The organism is Selenomonas sp. ND2010 (genome assembly GCF_000702005.1).
Taxonomy (GTDB): domain Bacteria; phylum Bacillota; class Negativicutes; order Selenomonadales; family Selenomonadaceae; genus Selenomonas_A.
This window is the reverse complement of sequence record NZ_JNKI01000016.1, coordinates 25,752-50,643: the sequence shown is the minus strand read 5'-3', so window position 1 is coordinate 50,643 and position 24,892 is coordinate 25,752. Positions and strand designations below refer to the sequence as shown.

Genomic DNA, 24,892 nt, shown 5'->3' with positions numbered 1-24,892 from the left:
CTCTCCTTAAAACTGAAAATATAAGAATGGTGAATCCACAGTAATATACATAACTCCTGCTACAAATAAAATAATCGTAAGCACACTCCATTGCCAACTTGGGAATTTATATTTTTCTATGACAGCAATAGGATGAGGAGCTATTGCTAATACAAGTCCCATCCCCAATATAGCCCACATATGGTCTTTAGGTACTACCCCAAAATTGTAAACATCTGACATAGACAATAAAACCTGCCAAGCATTTCCAACGGAATTTGCCCTAAACAAAACCCAAGCAACAACCACGCATAAGAATGTTCCTCCCCAAGAAATAAATACAGGAAGTTTTAAGTTTAGCTTACGCCATCCATGATTAATCATCAAATATACACCATGCAAAGCGCCCCACAACACAAAATTCCACCCAGCACCATGCCATATTCCAATAATCAACATCGATGCAAACAAATTGCGCATTTTTTTTAATTCTCCACAGCGGTTCCCCCCCATGGGAATATACAAATAGTTTTTTACCCATTCTCCCAACGTCATGTGCCAACGTCGCCAAAAATCAATTATATTTCTCGCTTGATAAGGAGAATTAAAATTCAATGGCAACCGCAAATTTATCATTAATCCTAAACCAATTGCCATTTCACTATATCCAGAAAAATCAAAGTATAATTGAAACGTATAGCCGATAGCCCCTAGCCAAGCTTGTAGGAACGATAATTTATCAGCATGATTAAATATTTCATTCACCCACGGCGCAATACGATCAGCAATCAACACTTTTTTTGCCAACCCCATAGCAAAAATAGTTATACCCAATGCTAAATTTCGATTATTTATTTTAAATGTTTCCTCGGCAACAAATTGTGGAATCATCGTTTTATGATTGATAATAGGCCCAGCTATCAAATGTGGAAATATAGTAACAAATTCGCAATAAGTCAAAAAAGAAAAGTTTCTAGCTTCACCCCTATAAGCATCTACTAAATAAGCCGTTTGTGTAAAAGTAAAGAAAGATATTCCTAACGGTAAAACTATATGTAACATAGAAAAAAATTCTTCTCCACATATTTCATTACATGTGGTCAAAAAGAAATCCGTATACTTATAATACCCCAACAAAAGAACATTAAAAATTATCCCTAATATCAACCAACTTTTCTCTCGATATTTTTCCAATTTTCTACCGACTAAATAATTAACAACAATCGAGCAACATAGCAACGGCACGTATCTATAATCCCACCATCCATAAAAGAACAATGATACCATTACCAACCATCCAATGGCCCATGATTTTTGTTGTAATTTCCCTAAAGCAAAGAAAACCCCTATTGTAATCGGCAAAAACACAAAAATGAATTCGTATGAATTAAATAACATCTATTCTCCTCATTTATTCATAACATAAAAAATATTTTTCGCTTGATAATATTTTTGCTAACTCAAAATCAAATTCACTATCAATATCAACACTTCTTCTCTTGTCCATTATAAATGCACATTCTTTATCGTCCTTCACTCTAATGTTATCAGCATTATATTCTATTTTACGAATATAAATAGCTCCGTTAATCCGATAAAAGGTCTCAAGTTTTTGTCGTGGAACATCCGTATGACGATTTCGAAAATCTGTTAACATCCTATCGTCATCTAAAGTCATAGTCCATAGCGGCGAATGATCTACTTCACAGACAGATGTTACAGCATTTACATTCTTTTCTTGGAAAAGTTTATATGCCCCAACAATGTCATTACCAGTTCGTAAAGGCGATGTCGGTTGGAGCAAACATATCGTATCAAACTCTCTGCCCATCTCCTTATACTTCCCCAGTACCTCAAGCACCGTATCCCAGCTACTTGCATTATCAGAGCTATTTTCTGCCGAACGTAGGAATGGCACACTAGCACCATATTCTACAGCAATATCGGCATATTGCCGCGAATCCGTAGACACCATGATTTCTTCAAACAGCGCAGATTCCTTAGCAGCATCAATACTATACGCCAACAAAGGCTTGCCGTTCATTACTTTGATATTTTTATCCTTAAGTCCCTTTGAACCGCTTCGTGCGGTAATAATTGCTATATTTTTCACGCTTTCACCCCCGACTAGAAAACTCTATATCATAAAATTGCTTTTCATGATTGGACCTTTTCTCCTTCAAGAAAGCTATTATTCGTTCCACTATCTTATCCGATGTAGTTCCATCCCCAAATGGTGACACGACACGCATTGCTTTCTCTTGAAATTCATCCGCTAATGCCGTCTTCATCGCCTCGATAATATCGTCACGCTTCGGCTCACAGCAAATCACACTCTCTGCCATCATACGACCTTTTTGCCTATCACCTATATTTATTGTTGGCGTATGCATAGAAGGTGCCTCAACTATACCGCTTGAGGAATTTCCCACTACTAATTTTGCATATTTAACAGCAGATAAGTATCGTACTACCCCCAAAGATGGAACAACCAGCCAATTTTTATGTTTTTCAGCTTCACACTTCCATATGTCGTTTACCAATCGACCACCAGCATCAGCATTCGCCAAGGTAACAATATACCCTAAATCAGGCATTTGCTCCATAGCATGTATGAGCTCCTGCAATTGCCATTCTGCAGTATTACATTCCATCGTCACCGGGTGAAAAGTAACTACAGCATAATCGCGTTTGATATATCCAAACTGCAAATTCTCTGCCAAAACATCCCTTGTCATCAATTCACGATTAAGACAATTTTCTACACCTGGCTCACCCACATTGAATACAGTATCCGGCTGTTCCCCCATCTGAATAATTCGTTGTCTTGACTGCTCGCAGCCTGGGAAATGCAAAACACTCAGTTTTGTGATGCAATGTCTGATTGCATCATCCACAGCACCTTCTGTTACATCTCCTCCAGAAATGTGTGCGGTGGGTATACCTATCATATGCGCAGCTGCCGCCGCAGCAAAAATTTCAAATCGATCACCTAGTACTACCAAAAGATCTGGTTTGCTTTTGGCTAACAACTCTGCAAATTTTTGCAACGCTGCGCCAGTGGAAAAAGCCATGCCTTCTTTGCTATCATCATCTATCGGAATAGGCACCTTGACGTAATCCAAGAATCCATCTTCTTGAATCTCCTTCTGTGTATTGCCAAATTTTTCACTAAGATGGCTTCCTGTCACTACCAATTGCACATCGATATCATCATTTTCATTAAGCTTAACTAGCAAAGGACGTAGTAAGCCGTATTCAGCTCTTGTCCCTGTCACTACGCATACTTCATACATTAGATCTCAATTCCTTCATCCACGATATAGTCTTTTCTCGCCACAGACCCCACGATAATATCCCAAGCATTAGCTGGCACACCTACATCATTACGCTTTACACAGAGGTCATCTTCACAAATGACCTGCCCCGCTTTGATTCCCCGCTTGGCAACAATACGTTTTAGCACCACCTTCGAGATTTCCTGCTCTGCTGTGGTAGGCTGCTTCACACCACTTCCCAACGCAGATTCAATATGACGTATAGACTCAACCATCGCCTTAAACTCAGCCGGTTCTGTACTAGCTTTATGATCCGGCCCTTCCATATTCTTATCCAGTGTAAAATGCTTCTCGATAATACCCGCCCCCCTGGCCACAGCAGCTACAGCAACTTCAATCCCTTCCGTATGGTCGGAATAGCCTACAGGCAGTCCGAAAGCATTTTTTAATGTGTCCATGGCCTTTAAATTCACGGCAGCATAGGGACACGGATAATTCGTCGTACAATGAAGCAATGTTATTTCCGATGCCCCGCCATCTTGCAATGCTTTCAAAGACATTTCCACGTCCGCCAAGGTGCTCATGCCCGTACTTAATATAACTGGCAACTTCTTTTGTCCAATATATCTGAGGAACGGGATATTGCCCACATCTCCGGAGCCGACTTTGATAAAGGGAATTCCTAATTCCACTAGAAAATCAAGACTATCTTCCTCATCAGCAGTGGAAGCAAACGTAATGCCAATTTCATCGCAATACTTCTTGACCTCTGTAAACTCGTCATAGCTCAATTCCAATGACTTCAACATATTAAACTGTGACTCATCTCTTCCTGTATTTTCCCGCTGATATTCAGCCTGTTCTACATTCCGAGTAATAATTTTCTCCGTGATCCATGTCTGAAACTTGACTACATCAGCGCCGGTGTCCTTTGCAGCTTTACATAATGTTTTAGCAATATTAATATCACCATTGTGATTGACTCCAACCTCTGCTATAACTAACACCTTATTAAAATAATTCATCTTCATCGTCCCTAACTAAAAATCATTCCATCCTCAATACTATTAAATTTAATCATTATAGTCCCCAAGTAATTCACTTTCATGTGTCATAATAATATCATCATACATAATCATAATCGAACCATCATCATAACATCCCATTTCTGAACTATTAGTAATTCCATGAAGATTATTGCGGATCATTTTAGGTATATCAACCCCAGCAAAAAAGCCGTGCAAATATGCTCCACCAAACCTTGGATTAATCTCGCTCAAATAATATTCACCATCCTTATAAAAGAAATCCATATCAATAGGTCCATAAAAATCAAAATGTCGTACTATTTCCGAAATAAAGTTTAATAATTTCTGATCCTTAAATGCTATAGTTTTACTTGCACCGCCAATTCTTGTTTCTATCTTTTTTTTGCAAATCGCCGCTACTGCCTCATGAGAAATTGTATCAACATACACATCCGCATCGCAATCCTCACAATCCATAAATTCCTGGATTATGTACTCAAATTTACCGTCTATAATTCTCGTTTTTAATTCATCATAAGTACTAATTTTTTCTGCACCTACGCTTCCACTTCCCGTCCTTGGCTTAATAAATACAGGAAAGCTTATATTACCCATTTCTAATCCCTTTTCAAAACTACTAATATTATCATAAGTTAGGACTGTGTTTATCCCCTTTTTCTGCAAATACCTAAACATTTTATACTTATCAAAACAAAGCTCAGCTGTAATCTCACTTGGACATAATGGTAATATGCCACGTTCAATAAATCTATCCCTATTTCTCGATAGTAATTCTATTTCAGGATCAATACATGTAGTAATTACCTTCACATTCTCCTTCTCACAAATATTAAAGATATAATCTATATATTCAGGATCTGTTACTTTAGGTCCCAAATAATACTTATCTGCTTTAAATAAAGCTGGTGCAACACACCAATTATCTTCTGCTATTATCTTGGCAGATGCTCCCAAACTCTTTTTAAAAACTTGCATTAATGTTGCCCGTCGTCCAGCATTTGTAAAAAGAAATGTATCCGCTTCCGGAACAGCCTCTAATATCGTATTCTGACATACCTGTTCTGCACTCCATTTGTGTCTCACCAAGACATATTTAATCCCATCGTATACATATACATTAGGTTGATATCTAATAAAATTAGGCGTCAATCCCATGGTATAAGCACCTTGCCATTTAAATCTAATTTTATCGCCAACATGGAGTTGTTTTTCGTTAAAAAGCTCCGTAATAACATCATTTTCCAAGCACGTACATCCTGCGATTTTCTGGCATTCTACTTCTTTTGATTCATTTACATAACTAGAGATAGTATAATTATATTGTTTTTTATGAAAAAAAGGATCTACATCGATCCTACTACCATCACTAGTAAAAATAACTTTATCCTTTACAATCTTCTTATCAATAATGGAAAATAAATAATCTATTGGTGAAGCGACCAAACCATTACCAGGTTCAACAATAATTGTTGTATTGCTTGAAACATTAAGGTATTTCAAAAAGACTTCAACATAATCATTATATTGAGGTTTTCCTGGCATCTTACCGAAATATCCACCACCAATATCAACAAAATCTGGTTCTATTTTTAATTCATTAAGCACATAATTTGCATACTCTGATATTTTTTTATATACATTTAAGCTTCTTGTTCTTGATGTCCTATGTAAATGAATCCCCGATATTTTATGACCACAAGAATTTATTTTTTCTATCGCCTTCTTAAGTTCTCCATTTTCTATGTCAAAGCCAAACCTACTATTTTCTTCACCTTTTTTTACATCATCTGGTGCCAATCTTCCCAAATCAACATTTACACGAATTCCCAACTTTATATCATTATTTCCTTGATACGCTTTTAACCATTCTATTTCGCGCATTGTTTCGATATTTACATACGCCCCTCCAGATAATGCTTCATAAAAAGTATCTCTACTTTTCATAGGACCATTGTACACTATATGATTAATACTGTAACCAACACTTTTAGCTAACTCATATTCATCCGAAGAAACCACTTCTGCAAAACAATTTTCTGCACTAGCTACACTCAAAAGATATGGAAGTGAATTTGTCTTTACAGAATACGCTACTATTCTATTAGGAAAATGATTCTTCAAAGCATTTGAAAAATCTCTAATATTATTTTGAAATTCTCTTAAGTTTATAATAAAACAAGGTGTTTGAAGTCCATCAAAACTAACACCATTATTATTACTTGATACTAATTTTTTCATCATACATCTCCTATCATGCCAGCTTATGTTAATCCGAAATAATATTCAATTTCTTTTCCATTCTCTTCATTTCCTCGAACTCACCCATATCCAGAAACGAATCCTCGCTTATCGGATAAGTACCAACCTTGCCACCCTTAGCCATGACTTTTTCCACTAAATGCGTCATGTGGAACATCGTATCATCTGGTATCAGCGCTATCGTTCCCGGATTTATGACATACATACCTGTATTGATGAAATATGACAGTTTTGGTTTCTCCTCCATAGCGAGCAGTTCGCCCTGTTCGCCTGAATGCATCACTCCGTAGGGAATCGTAATATTTTTCAGCGCCGAAACTATAGTAATATCGTTGCCAGCTCTAGCATGATGATCATAAATATCCGCGTAATCTGCACGGATAAGGGCATCGCAGTTGGTGACGAATAGCGGCCAATCGAATTTTTCCTCAATCAGCTTGATGCTGCCACCTGTGCCAAGCGGCTTATTCTCTTCGACAAAAACCACTTCATAATCTGGTGCCAAATCATTGAAATACGACCGCATCATGCCTTTTTTATAGTTGACTGTCATAAAGTAGCGATCAATACCATACTCGACATAACAGTCAATGATCCGCTCCACAATCGGCGTATCACCAATCGGAATCAGCGGTTTTGGCAGGATCTTCGTATAAGGATAAAGCCTTGTGCCCTTGCCGCCAGCCATAATTACCACAGGCACCCCTTTTAGGCTTTTCTTTTCTTTCTGCACCTTGCTGACTTCTCGCAGCAAAACAATGTCAAGTATCCTCTTATCCTCATCGACTAGTGGGATTGCCGTAATAACCTTGTCCATCATCACGGACTTTGCTTTATACCTCTCATCTTCATAGAGATACACCGGCTTTTTGTGCATGACCGTTTCTACAGACGCACTAAGCTCGCCGCCTTTCAATATCCAACGCCGGATATCACCATCCGTTATGCAGCCAATAAGACTTTCGTTTTCATCCACAACAAATAATAAGCCACTAGCAGAAGCGTGTTTGTCGATCCGGTTCATTGCCTCCACCACGTTCAGCGGCAACTTGCCCGTAAACTCCCTGATTCGCTCTTCATTCATGAGCAAACGCCTCCAATACAGCCTTTACCTGCTCAACCACATACTCAATATCTTCCTTGGTAATCTGTGTACTCGACGGGATATTGAGAATTCGCTCCGCATAGTACGGAGCCTTTTCCAACTGATAGGTTTTCTCGTGCTGATAAGGAACCTGCTCATTGATAAGACCCCATATAGCTCTGGTCTGGACGCCCTTCTCTTCCAATGCCGTGATGATTTCCCGCATGCTGGCCTTGACCTTGTCACGATTGATTTCCAACGAATAAAACCACATATTCGAATAGGTATCCTCGCGGAACCCAATCATCTTCCCTAATCCAAAACCAGCAAACAGCTGACAGTAAAGCTCATAATTTACCTGCTTGCGACGGATAAACTCTGGCAACTCCTCCATCTGCGCCACGCCAAGAGCCGCCTGCAAATTCGTCATGCGATAGTTGTAGCCAATTTCATTGTGAATATAGTAATGAACATCATCCTTTGCCTGCGTAGACAGGTAGCGCAAATGATCTACCATCTTAGAATCATTAGCCGTGACTGCACCACCGCCACCAGTCGTGATGATCTTATTGCCGTTGAAGGAATAGCAGCCAAAATCACCAATGGTTCCCGCGTATTTCCCAGTATACGTCCCTTCTGTGTATCTCGTTCCCAAAGCCTCAGTTGCATCCTCGATGACCTTGAGGTTATACTCACGGGCAATCTCCATGATAGTTTTCATGTCTGCCATATTGCCAAACACATGTACAACTACAACTGCTTTTACTGTTTTCCCCTGGTATTTGAGCTGATTATCTTCAAAGTTGCATTCGTTCGCGCAAAACTCCCGCAGCTTTACCGGGTCCATACAGAAACTATCGTCACAATCAATGAATACCGGCGTAGCAAACTGGTACTTCACCGGATTGACCGCCGCAATGAAGGTCAGCGGCGGCACCAAAACAACATCGCCAGGACGGACACCTGCCTCCACCATCGATAGATGCAGTGCTGCGGTACCACTCTGGCACGCAGCCACGTTATCCGTATGCAGGAATTCCGCCAGTGATGCTTCCATTTTCTTGATGTAAGCACCACCAGTAGAAACCCACCCTTGCTCTACTGCATCAGTTACATATTTCTTTTCATTGCCTTCAAAGTTCGGTATAGATAAAGGTACAAATTTGCTCATCACCCAGTCCTCCAATGCTTACATTTTACTGTCCAGCGATTTCCCCGTCTCAATGTGCTCAAAGTTCGGCAAATAATCTGCCATGATTTCTACCACTTCTTCCTTAGTGGTATCCTCTTTGGCAAAGACAGCATGCAGTTTCTCAAACAACGTCTCAATCCGCGATACATCTGGTATCTGCTTACCAGTAACAACACCTAAAGCCTGCAAGCGATCAAGGTCAACAGTCTCACTATCCGTATAGAACTCCTCGTAAGCCTTTTCACCGGAAGTATTGGAGCCTGAATAATGTACCGGATATTTCTTGCTGCCATTTCGAAGTTCTGCTGCCTTCTCGATTGCCTCCTCATCGCTGGCACATTGCATAACCTCATAGCCATGCTCTTCCAAAAATGCCGTAGCAATCTTATCAAAGGTCATCATCTGAGCCTCTTCCAACCGCGGGAAGAAAATCTCGCGATTCTTGCCCAGCATACAAGCCAGCATACAAATCTGACCGCTCTCCTCTGGCGATACAAAATATCGTTTTACATCAGATGGGGCGCTGATAGGCTGCAATTTTTGCAGGCGGGCAATAAAGCCAGCCGGCAATGACCCATTGGAAAACGCAACATTAGCAAAGCGTGCCGTCTTGACTGGGAACTTATCCGAATAAGCAAAAATAACATCTTCCATGATGCGCTTGCTAGCCCCCATGATATTCACAGGATTTGCCGCCTTATCGGTAGAAACACAAAAATACTCCTCTGGCGGTATTTCTGCCAGCAAATCCAGTAACTTTTTAGCCTGCAGGACATTATTTTGCAAAAGTGCTTCTACGGAATAAATATCTTTTTCAGAACGCACATGCTTATGTGCTGAGAAATTTGCCACAACATCAAAGCCACCACGACTGCGAAACATCTTCTCGAACACAGGCGACGCAAAATTCATCGGATAAGGGACATAGTCCTCAGGTACATACATCCCCTTAGTAGAACGAAGATCACGCGTTAGTTCTGCTAAACTATTCTCATTCGTATCTACAACTACTAACGATGCAGGTTTAAAAGGCAATATTGACTTAATGAATGAAGAACCAATCGTTCCAGCTCCGCCTATAACCAAAAATGATTTTCCCCTAATCTTCTTACATAATTGTTCCCTATTATTCTCTATAGTCTCTAGAAACATACTACGTTCTCTTTTAGTTACATAACGGCCGATAAATTCGTCTAAATTAAACATAAGCAATCTCCTTACATCAATAGTTTTCCAGATAAACAATGTTTCACAAATCAACAATTTCTTTAAACTCTTCTAACGACTCCGGCACCAACACTGTATCTTTATATAGATCAGCCATATTATTTACAAAAGGATCAAACATATCACTTTCTTTTCTTTGAAATGCTTTATACAAGATTATACTTTTGTTATTATCCTTTTCATTAAAAACAGCTGCATACAAAATAACAGCACTTGATGTATCCGTGACCAATAGCGTATTATCCATATTTGAATTTAGAGCCATAACTTCCCAAGGAATATTATGTGGCAATATTTTTATATTTTCATTCAATCCCAAATAATAATCTAGCGTTGTCCCCGAAGATCTTGGATGTGGCTTTATATAAATCTTTTTCCCCTTAAAACGAGCCAATAAATCTTCCGTATTTTTCTTGCGTTGCTGATACTCTAAATGTTCTTTTAGATGTTTCTTATAGGCATTATGGAAAATAATTTTTGTAAGCACATTCTTTTTTCTCAAATAAGCCGGCATACATTCTTCGACACCTTGATCAAAAAAAATCACTGCGCTAGAAAAATCATCAAATTGCGTTTTTTTGACGTCAAATATACAATTCACTAATTGTATAAATTTACTATCACATCTGGATAATTTAGGCAGTTTTATCGCAGGTTTAGCAAAAATCATTGCCTTCGGTTCATAAAGCAAGCACATCTCAGCACAAGCAGTCCCTCCCACGTTTTCATAAATATATGAACCTACGCCCTCATCCATCTGTATAATTTTACATTTAGGATTGATTCTTTTCAGCAAAGATATCATATATTCCGTAACTGGTCTTTTGCCATAAGCAAATACAGCGTCATATTCCTGCCACTTTAAATTATTATAACTGTTTATACTTACGTTTAAAAAAGACTTTGGTCCAAATATTACGCCTCCCACTTTCCCTTTTATGTATTTGTACGTATTTATCAGTGCCTCTTTCAATGATACTTGCCTATTCTCTTCACTTATCCCTCGCAAATATGCATGAAGTGTTTTTTCTTCCACTCCAGAATTCACAGCGCATACAGCACGAAATAAATTTGTCGCACGAATACGACTGGCTAATAATTCTTCCTCTCCATGGTAATTCCCAACAATAATGTCAGCTTCATCATCTGGAAACAAATGACACTTAGCATTAAGTGCCGTCAAAAGTTGGAATTCAGTCATACATAAAAATAGTGTTTTCATTCTGTCTTTCTCTCTATATCATCAATGTAAAACATCCATAAAAAGAAATAAAACTATTGTTATTATTCACCAGCCTTAATCTTTTTATAACCCATTTTCCACAATTACTTTTTACGTCTATTTACTAAGTTAATTATAATTTTATCTTTGTTTATATAATCAAAATTCTCATCACCATTATCATCTGCAATAGATAGCTGACGATTAAACGCAAACAATGAGTCTTTAGTAAACATATATTGACTAGATGCCAAATCCTCACGATAATCATAATGATTAGACGGAATCCCCATCAAGCCACATACTGTATTAAAAATCATATCATTGGTAAAATATGCATCTCTGTGCCCATATAAATTTGCAGCTTCTTTTGGGAAATTAGATTTATACTCATCGGTCATATAAATCCACATAGGAATATGCAGCGTACTCCATTTTTTTGCTGCAGTACCATGTCCCAGCTTATAATCTTCGCCATGATCAGAATAATATAATACGGCTTGAAGATTCAGCTTTTCCTTTGCATAGTCCGTTACTTTTTGAGTAAATCTATCCGTGAAGTATACCGTATTGGCATAATCAGCCTTGACGCCCTTATCCATAAAAACTCTCTCTTCGGCAGGGAACCGACAATCATAACTAGCATGACTACCTGCCATATGTATAATAATAAGGTTTTTCTCCTCAGGATTTACCTCATCCAGCAATGGCAATAGACCATCATCGTATTTATTAGTAGAAATCTTCACCACATCAGCGCGATCCGCTATCATTTGAATGGGAACTTCACTAAATTGCTCGCCAATCTGATTAGAGAACCAATATGTTTTATAACCAGCTTTCTTAGCAATATCCACTAACGACATAGAGTCAGTAAAACTAGTATCATTGTATTGACTAGCCTCTGTAAAACCCATCCCCAAAGCGATCTTGGTAAGATTATAACAAGAATATGCATTGTTAAACAGTACCATATTTTTGTCATTCTTCATTTTAGACAACCAAGGTGTATTGGGATAACCACAACTGCTATTATATACGTCCATGTAGTCACGTGATTCAGATTCTCCCACCACTATAATGAAGGTGCCTTTAGTCAAATTATCCCTAGAATTTATTTGGATATTTTCATATCTTTCTGCGTAATTATCATTAAATCGCATTTCTTCCCTTTGCAGGAACTTTTGTTCATTCCATTGATCAACCACATTAACCATAGGAAACAACTTAAATATGGTTATTGACCAAACTACTATCGTCAGTAGTCCAATTCCTTTTTTGCTGACACTTACGGATGTATTTACCCTACTGATTCTGCAGAAACGGCACTCATAGATAGGTACCGCCACTTCTAACAGGAGAAAAAACAATCCTAATAGCATCAGCCCTGGGAGCCCAACATACGCTTTAAGCCACTCCAGTGACTCTTTAGGGTCTGTTTGCTGCAAAGCTATTATCGCCCCTGTAGAAATGAACTCACCGTATATCCCATGATATATAAACTGTCCTAGTGGCACTAACCAAACAGCTATATAAAAAAAGCCATAAAGGATATGTGCCGCTTTGCTTTTTAACCAATCAAACGCAATAACCCGCAGAAGTATCAATCCTAAAAGCGAGGCATTACCCAATAACACCTCTCCCTTAAAGCGAATAAAATCTTGCGCGATATTATATTCCATATACATAGCCAATGGCAAAAGCAATGTCCAAACCGACCAAATTATGTATTCAGGAATCCATCGCCTTGAAAATATACTTTGCTTCGTTACTTTTTGCACAAAATAAGCAATTGGTATAAAAGACAGCTGGGCAAACGCATTACGTATAACATGCATATCGGTAAACCCTTTAGCTGTTATACAATATACCAGTAGAGCTAATCCCCCAAACCATACGCTATGTAACAACTCTTTAGATCTAAAAAAAGATCTCAATACTATTGCACCCTTTCAATAATAATGCCAAAACTGTAATACAACCTAAGCGTAATATAATAAAACGATTAAATTTCCCCATTAACAAAATCTAACTTAGCTCGCGAATAATCAGCAGGAATCCCTATATCAATAAAATAGCTATTCGTTTTATACGCATGAATATGAAGCTGGTCTACCTTGGCTTCCAAAAAATCTTTTTCTAAAGAAAAAACATCTTCTCTCATATCATCAATCAAACCACGCCGCAAACAATATACGCCACCATTTATATAGCCATGCATACAATACTCTTTTTCACCAAAGTTAAGCACACGATTCGCCTCATCCAAAGCCAAAACTCCGTAGCGGTCAAAATTTGACATTTCCCGTGCCACCAACGTAAAATCAGCATTGGTGTGCTCATGCAATTGTTTTAATTCTGCCAAAGAAACATCTAAAAAAGTATCGCCATTTAAAACGAAAACATTATCCTCATTACAAATACCAAGTGCTTTTTTGACTGCGCCACCAGTTCCCAGCGGACTGTCCTCAATCACATAGTCTATAGTCATTCCCTCAAAAGTATTACCAAAATATTTTTGTATGACCTCAGCCATATAGCCAACCGACAATATTACTCGTGATATCCCCTGCTCTGCCAGCTTGTGCATTACTAACGCTAAAAATGGCGTCCCCTTGTCATCCATTGGTGCCATCGGTTTTGGCACATCCGAAACCACTTTGCGCAAACGAGTGCCAAAACCACCAGCTAATACTATAGCCTCTCCTGACGATTTCTTCACTTGTTTTCCTCCAGTTCATAATCTTCAGCCGTATAATGGACAATAGATGTCCCGCTGCTCTCAAACAAGAACGGAACATGAAGCAACCCCTTAAGGGCCGCACGCACAAGAGGCTGCTTCTCTGGTTCAACGAAAAAGAGCAGGAAGCCGCCACCACCTGCACCAAGAAGTTTACCGCCCAATGCACCAGCCTGCATCGCCTTTTGATAGACCTCATCAATAGCATTTGTCGAAATGCCTGCGGAAAGGCCTCTCTTCAACTGCCAGGATTCATGCAGCAAACGACCAAAATCATCCAGGCTGCCACGCGAAATAAGGATTTTCTCGGCTTCATTGACCATATCCTTCATATGTAGCAACTGCTTGATTTTCTCGGGCATACTCTGACTTGTCTTTTTCTGCACTTCTGCTGAAAAACGTGTGAACCCAGTGAAAAATAACATCAGTCGGTCATTGAGTTCGCGTTTACGCTGGTTCGAAATCACGATAGGTTTTACCGTATAACCGTAGCGATCCATATCGATACGATTCAAACCACCATAAGATGCGGCTATCTGATCCTGAATTCCACCAGCTTCCTTGCACATCTCACGTTCAAGATAAATTGCTTCATCTGCCAAACGTTTCTTATCCACCTGCTTGCCCTTTAGCGCATAAAACGCATTAAGCATTCCCACAGCAAACGAACTACTTGTTCCCAAACCAGTACGGGCTGGCAAATCCGCATCATAGAGCAACCGTATTTGCCGGATATCCAAAAAGCGCATTGCCTCACGAATCAACGGATGCTGTATTTCATCGACAGCATTTACTGTTTCTTTCTGTGAGTACGTTAAATGCGTACGATAATCAAAAAACGGTGGCAAATGACGAACATTCACATAACAATACTTGTCAAATGTTGTCGATAATACGGAACCACCATATTCCTCATAAAAGGATGCTAAATCCGTCCCTCCGCCAAAAAATGACATGCGAAACGGCGTCCTCGTAATAATCAAGAATTCCAACTCCTTTGAATCATATCTTAAAGTGACAATTTCTTTATCGTCTCAGCTATGCTCTGATCGATCTCATCTAACAATGCAAAACGGCGGCGATAAACAGCACGTTTTCTCGTAGGAACCTCATCCATAGTTTTTCGATACTCTACTAATGGCAATTCATAAAAACGCTTATCTTCGCAAGCTGTACCGCCGGATTCCTGCCAAAACTTACTAAAATCAGTCTTAAGCTTACGATCCATGCGGACATGATTATTCGCATAATACCCATAGTTCGTTACCGCATAAAGATGTTTAATTCCTAATCCTCTCACCACTTCCTGTGTCGCATGCAAAATAAGGTTCTTGGTCCGATACGCATGACATTGTTTCGTGATTTTCTTGATTACATCTTTAGCATTATCCATATTCGGCCCCTGCATGGCACCAATATATGCCGCCCATTCTCCCTGGGGATTTTTCTGAATCCAGAATATCATTTGGTACAAGGGCTTTTCTCCCAGTCGCAAAATAACGGACAACAAACCTTCCTTTCGCTGTCCTGGTTCATAGTATATTACCAGACGCAGTGGTTCTCCCTCATGTTCATTTTCCCATAATATCTGATCATTTTCACGATATATATCCAGTAATACCTCGGATTTTACCGTCTGTTCTAAAAAACTAAAATGTTCCTGAAGCAGACGCATCCGTTCTGTAAAATTCGATTTATTATAGAAAAAAGCACGTTGCGGCTGCTCATATACAAACGGATAGATCTCAGCCAAATCCCGCCGCAACTTACTCTGCTGATAAAATGCATCAATCTTCTTCATCCGGCTGTAGTTCAGCCAGCAACGCGCCACAAACACGGCACATCTACGCACCTCGCGCGGATTGCTCATATCATAAATCTTTTTTCCTAGGGAAATAAAACTTTCCACACTCATTGCCTCCAAAAATTACACGCGCTTTTTCCATAAGTCTACAACATGCGCAATATCTTGTTTCACCTGTTGGAAAATCGTTTCGTAGGATAATGTTTCCAATCGGTCTTTCCTGCCAGCCACCAATTGCGCCAATATATCCTGTGATGCCAATGTGTCATGGATAACCTGCGCAACCTGCGAGGGTGTCTTGTCTTGCAAAATAATTCCAGCCTTACCTACTGTCTCCGGCACCGCCGCCGCAGCATAGGCAAAGACTGGTTTATCAAATACCATTGCCTCTACTAATGGCACACAGAATCCCTCATGCTCACTCAGGCATAACAACGCATCAGCTACCCGATACCAAGTACAAAGTTCATCGTTGGATACACTGCCCGCAAATACGACGTCATTTTGCATCTTATATTGATCTACCATCCGATGAAGTTTCTTGGCAAAGGATGGTTTCATATTCCCCACAATAATCAAACGGACTTTGGCATCGATATGCTCCTTGTAATATCTTACAATCTCGATTGCTTCATCCTGTTTCTTATGCGGGACTCCACGCCCCACAATCAAAAGATTCAATCTTCCATCATGGTATTTATCGTAGATAGCCTGCACCACGGGGCGTTCCAAGAACTTTTCCGGTTCAACGATGGCCGCCAATGGTTTTGCCTCACGAATCCCCAAAGCACGCAGTTCTTCACAGGAATATTCCGAAGCCCCCCACGCATAGAAGGTATTCTTCACAATCGACTTGAGCTGTCGCCTTCCTTGGATACATTTCAACCATGACCCCCAGGCATTGCCAAAAAAGAATTTGGCTGGCGTAATGTTGTGATAGTATAGGACGATGCGATGCGGATAGTTTGCCACCCATTTATTGAACGACGTCCCCGTCGTCATATGGTAAATGACGATATCCTCTGCCGTCCCATCAAATTTGTCCATTGTCTGGATATGGTCATTCTGTATCCGTTCATCCAGCTTATGCGCGAATATTTCCGTATCATACCCCAATTTTTGAAACATTCCATCCAATTTTTGGACAAACTTACTCGCGCCATCGTGCAACGTAAGTGCATGGGCAATCTGTATCAAACGCAAAATATTTCCTCCATCAATTCTTTTCGTTTTCTAACCGATATAGGTTTTGCAGCTTCAGATATTTCATCATTGCTGCCACAGCCGCCAAGATTGACATAACCAACCCTAAATAGCCATCACGGAATCCTTGTTTCAAGATATACGATTTTATGAAAGCAAAAAAAGCATGCGATAACACACTTATGCTGCTGATTTTTTTACGTCGCGCAAACATGCTCTGCGCGGACAGTGAAGTATAATGATTGGTTTTCGCAAAATATTGCTGCCAAGTTGTATAGGTGTAATGATAAATGCAGTTTGGCAAATCCTTTATCGCCAAATCTGTATCTATCCCCTCATGAACGCGACCATGCCACTTTATCCCCGTACGCGGATAAAACCGTGCTACATAATCAGGCCGGTGTCCACCATGATGCATCATCTTTCCCATGACCACATTTTTCCGCTGCATCCGGTAAGCCATAGGAATATTTTCTGACACAATGCGGCCAATCGTTTCCACAGCACTCGGAACGATCCGCTCGTCTGCATCCAAAAACAACACCCATTCTGCCTCGGTCTGGGTAAGCGCGAAATTGCGCTGCCCCGCAAAGCCAGCTTCTCCCATGGGATGAACCACAAAGCGAGCGCCTAACGCTTCTGCTTTAGCCTGCGTCGCATCGGTGCTGCCAGAATCTATTACGACAATCTCATCGGCAAACGACGCGCTTTTGATACAATCCTCAATGTTATTCTCTTCATCTTTGGTCAGAATGATAACTGCAAGTCTCACCATCACACTTATTCTCCATACATTTCTTTTCGAAACCGATATCTTCCATTACCAGCCCCTGTTACAGGCTCTACAAGTTTTAACTCTTTCATTTTATCACTAACATCTAATTATACTATACCTAGAAAAAAAAATCCGCACTTTCGCGCGGATTTTATAGGTGGCTTTCGTTTTCCTTCTCCATTATGGCACAATCTTCGCACTTACATAGCGCTGCCGTGGACTTCTTGGCTTGTCAGGCATTGTGCGCAACAGAACCCCCTTATGAATCATCGGCGTGACAAAACGTGCCATGATGTTTTCTCGTGATGTTCCATATAAGTCTGCTATTTCCTGACTGCTCCGCGGCTGCTGGCAGAATGCCAACAACTGTTCTTCGGCCTTTATTTTTTCGGGACTTTTTTTCCGCCGGCTCCCGCCATATGCAGCCCCCACTGCTTCTTTTACGGCCAAAGGCTGGTTGTAGATATTGTTCCGGAACCGCACAATGAAATCCTCATGATTAACGGCAAACTCTGCCGGCGGCATATGGGCCTCAGCCAATTCTCGCTGTATCGTTGGGATTCCTGAATAACGATTTTCTGTAATCTGCAAGATTTCGAGCATATTCGCCAACGCCGCATTGCGCGTCTCCGGACGGACATGCCCCAGCGACTTCGTGGATATCCCTCCATACGGCACCCCACTGCTGCGTATTTCGAGACGATCCCGATACATTTCGATACGAACCGGCACCCCCTCGGTATATCGGCTGTAGTCCCGATGGATAAGTGCATTGATAATGGCTTCACGAACGGCTTTCAATGGATATTCATAGCGGTCACGCCGACGCCCATCCTCTGTGATGATCGTGCGAACGCGACTGTTCCGACGAACGAAATCCACCGCATCATCGATCATATCCGGAATAGCCCCCACAATCCGCTGATTATCGATAAATCGTTCTTCCTCGTCACCAAGCTCGCCCATCTGCACGCCCGGCAGTGATACTGCGGTAATACACAACTGCGGATAGTAGGCTTGCGGATATTGCGAAAAAACCAATGCACCTGCCAACGTATAGGCACCATTTTCGCATACCCCCATGAGTTCCAGCAATTGAGTCGTCTCGACATTGCGAAAGAGATTCGGCCGCTCCTGTCTGACCCGTTCAACATAGGCGTCCATTCGCTGTTGATTTAACAATTTCATTACGGAGCGTTCTACTGGGCGTAATTCTTCATGCATATTCCGCCGAAAAGCTTCAAAGCTGTAGATTTCATATTCTGTCATTCTTTCATCTGCATCGCCAATACGGATAAAAGAACCGGACAGCCTTCCTGCTCCTGTATAAAAAACAGGCCGAAGTGCATATTCTACCCCCGGAATCTCAGCTGCCAAAAGGACCTTTCCGTCAACCACCCCAACCGTGAGCAAAGGACGCACCTTCGGTTCCATTTGGTTACACGCTTCCATGATTTTCTTCTGAGCATCTTCTAAGTCATATACACCAACGACATTATAAGTCGGCTTATCCCCTACGCCAAAGATAATCACGCCGCCCATATCTTGGTTTGAAAACGACGACAATGTATCATAGATGCGATGAGGAAAGCCTTTTCCTGCTTCTTTCAATTCGATATTTTGGCGCTCACTACGCTGTTGACGAATTTCTTCCACTAATGCCACTAACTCTTCCGCCTGCATGTCATTCACCTCCAGCTTATAACCATTAACACAAACATATAACCTTTCACTTCACATTTTAACTGCTTATAAGTTATAAGTCAATAAAAAATGCCCTATCCTTCATCGATAGAGCATTTCCCTTACAACCATATTCGTCCAATATAAACCAAGCATCCCAACAGTAGGATAAATGGCAGGTAGATCTTGATTCCCAAAGCCAGCAGCCGGCTTTCACTGCCGCGGCCGGCGACGCCGATGGCGGCGACACCGATGGCGATGCTCTGCGGGGCGATGAGTTTACCCGCACAGGCACCCGTGGCATTGGCCGCCGCAATCCAGATTTGCGTATTATGCGATGCGCCAATAGCTAGGGCTGCATCCATCTGCAGCTTGCCTAAAAGGATGCAAGTGCTCGTTGCTGAGCCTGTGATAAATCCACCCACGGAACCGATGAATGCCGCGATAGCGGGATACATCAATCCAGTAGCGGCTACGGTATGATCGGCAATCGTAGTAGTCATCCCACTGTACCCCATAACCTTTGCCGTTGCGATGATACTGACAATGGTGATGAAGGTAAAGCGCAGACTCCAAAGGGTTTTGCGTAATACCTGAATCATCTCACGAAGCGGCGTCCGCTGCAAAAAACCACTCAAGAAGGTGGCAAAGAAAATCACCATTCCCGGTGTAGCAATCCAGTGAAACGTATAAGGGGTACCACCCTCGCCGCGATAGATGAGCACGGAAGTACGGATCTGTGAAATCGAATCATAAATCGCCGGCACTAATTTGCTCGTCAACAGGAGCAGAACAAAAATCAAGCCAAATGGCAGCCAAGCGAAAAAAGACTGCCGTCGACTTACTACTGGAGCCTCCTCACGCTGCAGCACATAAGCGAATTGTTGCGGGGGAAACAATCTTACCGCTGCGATGATAGCGCCCATTGTGCAGACAGCACCCGCTACACCAGCCAGCTCTGGTCCGAGAAAATACGATACCAACAACTGCGTTCCCACGTAACTTATCCCTGCAGCCAGACATGTCGGCAACATCCCCTGCAGTGCTTTATAACTACCACCAGCTATCGCCACCATCAGGAACGGACACATAAGCCCCAGAATGCCAATCTGCAGTGCCACATAGGTGGCCAACTGCCCGGCATCGGTTCCCATAATACTCGAAAGCGTCACGATAGGAATACCGATTGAGCCATAAGCTGATGGCACGAAATTCGCCACGAGACAGACCGCCACAGAACTCACCGGATTTATCCCCATCCCCGCCAACATACTGGCCGGAATAGCCACCGCTGTGCCAAAACCAGCCATTCCTTCGAGAAAACCGCCAAAGCCAAAGGCAATCAACAGGATAAGTACCCGATAATCACTGCTGACCGCTGTCAGCATCGCTTTTATATGTTCCATACCGCCAGTATGCACCGACAGATGATACGTATAGATTGTTGCCGTTATGATGAGCAGTATCGGCCAGCAGGCCAGGGCCGTCCCCTCAAGCACCGCACTAGCCATATAGGTAAGCGGCATTCTAAAATATACGACACTGGCAAACAGCGATAACAAAAGCGCTACGGCGCAAGCCCGCCAGGCTGCCATTTTGAATACCGATAACGCGATAATCAGCCAGAAGATTGGCAGGATAGCAAAACATAATAAGGTCACGAACAACCACCTCTTCTACTTCTTTCTTGACGGCTAATTCGACACACCTTATAGGAATTCCTCTAGGCGACCTAACAGACTGCCAGAGGTATATCGTATTCCCGTGAGATTAGCTCGCTTCGCACACTCCATATCCCCATCGCTGTCACCGACGAAAAAGGATTGTGACCGATCAATCTGGAACTGCCGGCAGGCTTCGTCCACCATACCCGTTTCCGGTTTCCGACAGCTGCAGGTTTTCGTATACAGGGGAATATTCCCCTGCGGGTGATGCGGGCAGTAAAAGAGCGCATCGAGATGCGCTCCAATCTTGGCAAGTTCCGCGTTCATCCAATCATAGACGTTCTTCACATCTTCTTCTGGATAATATCCACGGGCTACACCGCTCTGATTCGTGACGAGAATGGCCAGGTAACCCTTGTCATTGACGTATTTTATGGCCTCTTTCGCTCCCTCGATCCAGACGAAATCCTCTGGACGATGCAGATAATGGATGTCGACGTTGAGCGTACCATCGCGGTCGAAAAAGACCGCTTTAGGCACCTTCCCCTCTAGGGGAAGGTTATTAATTCTTGCCGTAGACAAAGTAACCTCCTGCATTGAGGAATTCCACATATTCTTTTACGGCATCGCTCATCTCATGGAAACCTTCGTCATAACCGGCAGCCAAGAGATTCGTCGGGTCCGCCTCGGTGTAGTTCTGGTATTTGCCTTTGAGCACTTCCGGGAATTCACGATAAGCGATCTCGCCCTTGCCCATCGCTTCGATAACGGCCTGTGCCACTTCGTTATAGGTATGTGCATGGCCCGTACCACAGTTATAGATACCGCTTTTCCCTTTATTCTCCCAGAACCAGAGATTGACGTTTACGACATCTTTGACATAGACGAAATCACGGCGCTGCTCCCCGTCTTTGACCGGAGTGCCGTTGATATCGCCCCAGCCTTTGAACAAGCGAACCGTGCCCGATTCATTAATCTGATTGTAGAGCTGATAGAAGATGGATGCCATCTTGCCTTTATGATGTTCCTGAGGACCGTAGACGTTGAAATACTTGAGCCCAACGATCTGGCTCTTAGCCTCCGGCATGACCTGACGGACGTAGCGATCAAAAGCCAGCTTCGAGAAAGCATACGGATTCAGTGCATCTTCGCACTCGTCTCCCTCGCGGAATCCGTTTTTGCCGCTGCCATAAGTGGAAGCCGAAGAAGCATAAAGGAACGGAATGCGGTGCTGCAGGCAGAAATGCAGCAGGGATTTGGAATACTCATAGTTGACCCGCATCATGAAGTTGACATCATACTCCATGGTATCGGAGCAGGCACCTTCATGGAACACCGCATCGATATCGGTACCATCAAAATCATCGTTTTCGATAGACTGCATGAAATCATCTTTATGCTGATAGTCGATGAACTGCAGTCCGCGCAAGTTCTTGTAGTTCTGCCCATCTTTCAAGTCGTCGACGATAAGGATATCCGTGCGTCCACGGCGATTGAGCTCCTTGACGATGTTACTGCCGATAAAACCGGCACCTCCGGTTACGATTATCATATTCGGTTCCTCCTAAGCTTACAATACTTCCAAAAGTTCCTCTTTGCTCACGGCATAAGTTCCGAGTTTAGCCACGACTACGCTGGCCGCCAGATTGGCCATCCGGGCACTTTCCACCGGCAAAATGCCGCCAGCAATCCCGGCTGTGAATACGGCGATAACGGTATCGCCTGCACCAGACACATCGTAGACCTCCTGGGCCTTGGTCGGAATATGCGTGATGCTCTCATTGGTCACCAGCGTCATACCATTTTCCGAACGCGTTACGATGATGTTCTTCAACTGGTATTTTTCCATGGCATAATGTGCGGCTTTTTCGACGGCTGCATCTTCATTTTTGATGCGCTCGGGCAGTATCTCATTGATTTCCTTGAGATTCGGCGTAATATAATCTGCTCCAGCATATTTATTCCAGTCGCTACCCTTGGGATCGATAACGACCGGCACATTCTGTTCGTGCGCGGCCGCAATGATCTGCTGGCAAGTCTCCGGCGTGCAGCATCCCTTACCGTAATCCGAGATGATGATAGCATCCACTCCATCGGACAATGCCCTGCGGACATAGTCATGCAGCTTAGCTGCCTCACTGCCAACCACAGGTTCTGCCTCTTCAAAGTCCAGGCGCATCATCTGCTGATGACCGCCAATGATGCGCAGCTTCGTAGTAGTCGGCCGGCCCGTACGAACGAGGCCTTTATGCGAGATTCCACGTTCGTCAAATTTATCCAGCAGGCTTTGGCAATGATAATCCTCACCAACAAAACCCGTGATGTCCGTAGCACAGCCCAACAACGCTAAGTTATGTGCCACATTTGCGGCACCGCCCAATGTCTCCTTGGACGACAGCACATGGGTGATTGGCACCGGTGCTTCTGGCGAAATCCGCGTGACCTCGCCATAGAAATATTTATCCAGCATGACATCGCCCACGACCAAGATCCGGCATGACGGCAGGCCAGTCGCGACAAAATCATGTATTTTCTGCTTGTCCATACTACACCTCTTTTATGCTTCCACAATCCGGCACTGATACTCGCCATAGTGTCTCGGCAATTTATATGCCGGTCGGCCCTGGTATTTATCCAGCAGTTCATCCACATACTTCATGACGATGGCAGGTTTTATCTGCTTCATGCAGGCGAGGTTTTCCTCGCCCTGATGCGGACATTCGTGAATGCCGCAGGGATGGCAGTCGACCGGTGCCTTTATGAGCACGGAACGCGCATCATAGGGATAAAACCCTGGCACTGGACTTGCGCCAAACATCGTGACGATGGGCACGTTCATGGCCACGCCAACATGCATAGGGCCGCTGTCCGTCGTCAGGAACAGACAGCAGCGGCGCAAAAGGCCAGCGAGTACGGAAAGGCTTACTTTACCGGTAAAAATATGAAGTGCTCTGCTATCCCGATTTTCCATCTGCGCGATACACGTTTCGACAATCTGGCAATCCATCGGACCGCCGAAGAAAGCGATTTGATAGCCACGGTCGATAAGTTCATCGGCGCATTGCGCGAAATAACTATCCTGCCAGCGTTTCGTCCGCCAGCTGGCGCCGATATTGAAGGCAATGACCTTGTCCTCGGAGGCAAAATGCTCAGCCCATAAAGCATCCGCTTCTTTTTCCGCTGCTTCCGGCAGCCACATTTCCAGCCCGCCATCGTCGATTTTCTCCACGCCAACTGCCTGTTTCAGCACCTCCAAATGAGCATGTACCTGATGTTTCCAGCCCGGCACATACCGATATGGCGGCAGCAGCTGAAACGGCCCGCGGCCGATGTGATGCGCCACCGACGGATTCTGCATGACCTCGTCAAACAGCAGAGAAAATCCCGGTTTGCTGTACCCGACGATGCGTTTCGCACCACTGAAGGCTGCGATAGCCGAGGCCCGTTCGTTGCGATGCAGGTTGATGACCAAATCGAATTTTTTCTTGCGAAGGCCCGCGATAAACTGCCAAAGAGAACCGAAATGGTCGTCCTTGCCCTTTTTGTCGATTAGCAGACATTCATCGATATGCTTATTGTGCTCCACGAGGTCGCGGAGCTTCTTGTCGGCCAGCAAACTGATGCGGGCATCGGGATAATTCGCCCGAAGGGTACGCAAGACTGGAGTTGCCAGCATCAAGTCACCGATATGCATCAAATTGATTACCAGGATATTCTTGTATTCCATGAGATT

21 protein-coding genes are annotated in these 24,892 nt (G+C 42.7%); all 21 read right to left on the bottom strand.

Going from position 1 to position 24,892, the window contains the following annotated elements; all coding sequences use genetic code 11:
* Nucleotides 1-6: 6 nt before the first annotated feature.
* A complete protein-coding gene (locus T504_RS0107520) occupies nt 7-1,377 on the bottom strand; it encodes an MBOAT family O-acyltransferase (protein ID WP_033170452.1) in 1,371 nt (456 codons plus the stop codon).
* Nucleotides 1,378-1,390: 13 nt separating this feature from the next.
* Entirely contained in the window at nt 1,391-2,092 is a 702-nt protein-coding gene (locus tag T504_RS0107515) for an acylneuraminate cytidylyltransferase family protein (RefSeq protein WP_033170451.1), read from the bottom strand.
* A 4-nt stretch (nt 2,093-2,096) separates the two neighbouring features.
* A complete protein-coding gene (neuC, locus tag T504_RS0107510; protein ID WP_033170450.1) occupies nt 2,097-3,275 on the bottom strand; it encodes a UDP-N-acetylglucosamine 2-epimerase in 1,179 nt (392 codons plus the stop codon).
* Nucleotides 3,275-4,282 (bottom strand): N-acetylneuraminate synthase, encoded by a 1,008-nt coding sequence (gene neuB / locus T504_RS0107505; protein WP_033170482.1) that lies wholly within the window; start codon nt 4,280-4,282, stop codon nt 3,275-3,277. Before neuB ends, neuC begins: the two co-directional genes overlap by 1 nt.
* 48 nt (nt 4,283-4,330) lie before the next feature.
* Nucleotides 4,331-6,544, bottom strand: coding sequence for an ATP-grasp domain-containing protein (locus tag T504_RS14430; RefSeq protein WP_197018693.1), 2,214 nt, complete (start codon nt 6,542-6,544; stop codon nt 4,331-4,333).
* 28 nt (nt 6,545-6,572) lie between these two features.
* The gene (locus T504_RS0107495; RefSeq protein WP_051635260.1) at nt 6,573-7,649 is read right to left on the bottom strand and encodes a nucleotidyltransferase family protein; all 1,077 of its coding nucleotides are present in this window, start codon (nt 7,647-7,649) and stop codon (nt 6,573-6,575) included.
* On the bottom strand, nt 7,642-8,820 hold the full coding sequence (locus T504_RS0107490; protein ID WP_033170449.1) for a LegC family aminotransferase: 1,179 nt from the start codon (nt 8,818-8,820) through the stop codon (nt 7,642-7,644). Before T504_RS0107490 ends, T504_RS0107495 begins: the two co-directional genes overlap by 8 nt.
* Nucleotides 8,821-8,838: 18 nt before the next feature.
* Nucleotides 8,839-9,927, bottom strand: coding sequence for a polysaccharide biosynthesis protein (locus T504_RS0107485; protein WP_197018692.1), 1,089 nt, complete (start codon nt 9,925-9,927; stop codon nt 8,839-8,841).
* Nucleotides 9,928-10,090: 163 nt separating this feature from the next.
* A complete protein-coding gene (locus T504_RS0107480; RefSeq protein ID WP_033170447.1) occupies nt 10,091-11,290 on the bottom strand; it encodes a polysialyltransferase family glycosyltransferase in 1,200 nt (399 codons plus the stop codon).
* Nucleotides 11,291-11,394: 104 nt separating this feature from the next.
* Complete coding sequence (locus tag T504_RS0107475; protein ID WP_033170446.1) at nt 11,395-13,128, bottom strand: phosphoethanolamine transferase; 1,734 nt, start codon at nt 13,126-13,128, stop codon at nt 11,395-11,397.
* 167 nt (nt 13,129-13,295) lie between these two features.
* Nucleotides 13,296-14,012, bottom strand: a complete 717-nt coding sequence (locus T504_RS0107470) for a nucleotidyltransferase family protein (RefSeq protein WP_033170445.1) — start codon at nt 14,010-14,012, stop codon at nt 13,296-13,298.
* Nucleotides 14,009-15,013 (bottom strand): GHMP family kinase ATP-binding protein, encoded by a 1,005-nt coding sequence (locus T504_RS0107465; protein WP_033170444.1) that lies wholly within the window; start codon nt 15,011-15,013, stop codon nt 14,009-14,011. Before T504_RS0107465 ends, T504_RS0107470 begins: the two co-directional genes overlap by 4 nt.
* 26 nt (nt 15,014-15,039) lie before the next feature.
* The gene (locus T504_RS0107460) at nt 15,040-15,939 is read right to left on the bottom strand and encodes a VirK/YbjX family protein (protein WP_033170443.1); all 900 of its coding nucleotides are present in this window, start codon (nt 15,937-15,939) and stop codon (nt 15,040-15,042) included.
* A gap of 18 nt (nt 15,940-15,957) precedes the next feature.
* Nucleotides 15,958-17,037, bottom strand: coding sequence for a glycosyltransferase family 4 protein (locus tag T504_RS0107455; RefSeq protein ID WP_033170442.1), 1,080 nt, complete (start codon nt 17,035-17,037; stop codon nt 15,958-15,960).
* A 13-nt stretch (nt 17,038-17,050) separates the two neighbouring features.
* Nucleotides 17,051-17,812 (bottom strand): glycosyltransferase family 2 protein, encoded by a 762-nt coding sequence (locus T504_RS0107450; protein WP_197018691.1) that lies wholly within the window; start codon nt 17,810-17,812, stop codon nt 17,051-17,053.
* A gap of 180 nt (nt 17,813-17,992) precedes the next feature.
* Complete coding sequence (locus T504_RS0107445) at nt 17,993-19,495, bottom strand: ATP-binding protein (protein WP_033170441.1); 1,503 nt, start codon at nt 19,493-19,495, stop codon at nt 17,993-17,995.
* 122 nt (nt 19,496-19,617) lie between these two features.
* The gene (locus T504_RS0107440) at nt 19,618-21,156 is read right to left on the bottom strand and encodes an L-lactate permease (protein WP_051635259.1); all 1,539 of its coding nucleotides are present in this window, start codon (nt 21,154-21,156) and stop codon (nt 19,618-19,620) included.
* A gap of 48 nt (nt 21,157-21,204) precedes the next feature.
* Nucleotides 21,205-21,741: a D-glycero-alpha-D-manno-heptose-1,7-bisphosphate 7-phosphatase gene (locus tag T504_RS0107435; protein WP_231473877.1), complete on the bottom strand. Its 537-nt coding sequence runs from the start codon at nt 21,739-21,741 to the stop codon at nt 21,205-21,207.
* A complete protein-coding gene (gene rfaD, locus T504_RS0107430) occupies nt 21,722-22,711 on the bottom strand; it encodes an ADP-glyceromanno-heptose 6-epimerase (RefSeq protein WP_033170439.1) in 990 nt (329 codons plus the stop codon). Before rfaD ends, T504_RS0107435 begins: the two co-directional genes overlap by 20 nt.
* An 18-nt stretch (nt 22,712-22,729) precedes the next feature.
* Nucleotides 22,730-23,704, bottom strand: coding sequence for a D-glycero-beta-D-manno-heptose-7-phosphate kinase (gene rfaE1 / locus T504_RS0107425; protein ID WP_033170438.1), 975 nt, complete (start codon nt 23,702-23,704; stop codon nt 22,730-22,732).
* A gap of 12 nt (nt 23,705-23,716) precedes the next feature.
* Entirely contained in the window at nt 23,717-24,886 is a 1,170-nt protein-coding gene (locus T504_RS0107420; protein WP_033170437.1) for a glycosyltransferase family 9 protein, read from the bottom strand.
* Nucleotides 24,887-24,892: the final 6 nt, after the last annotated feature.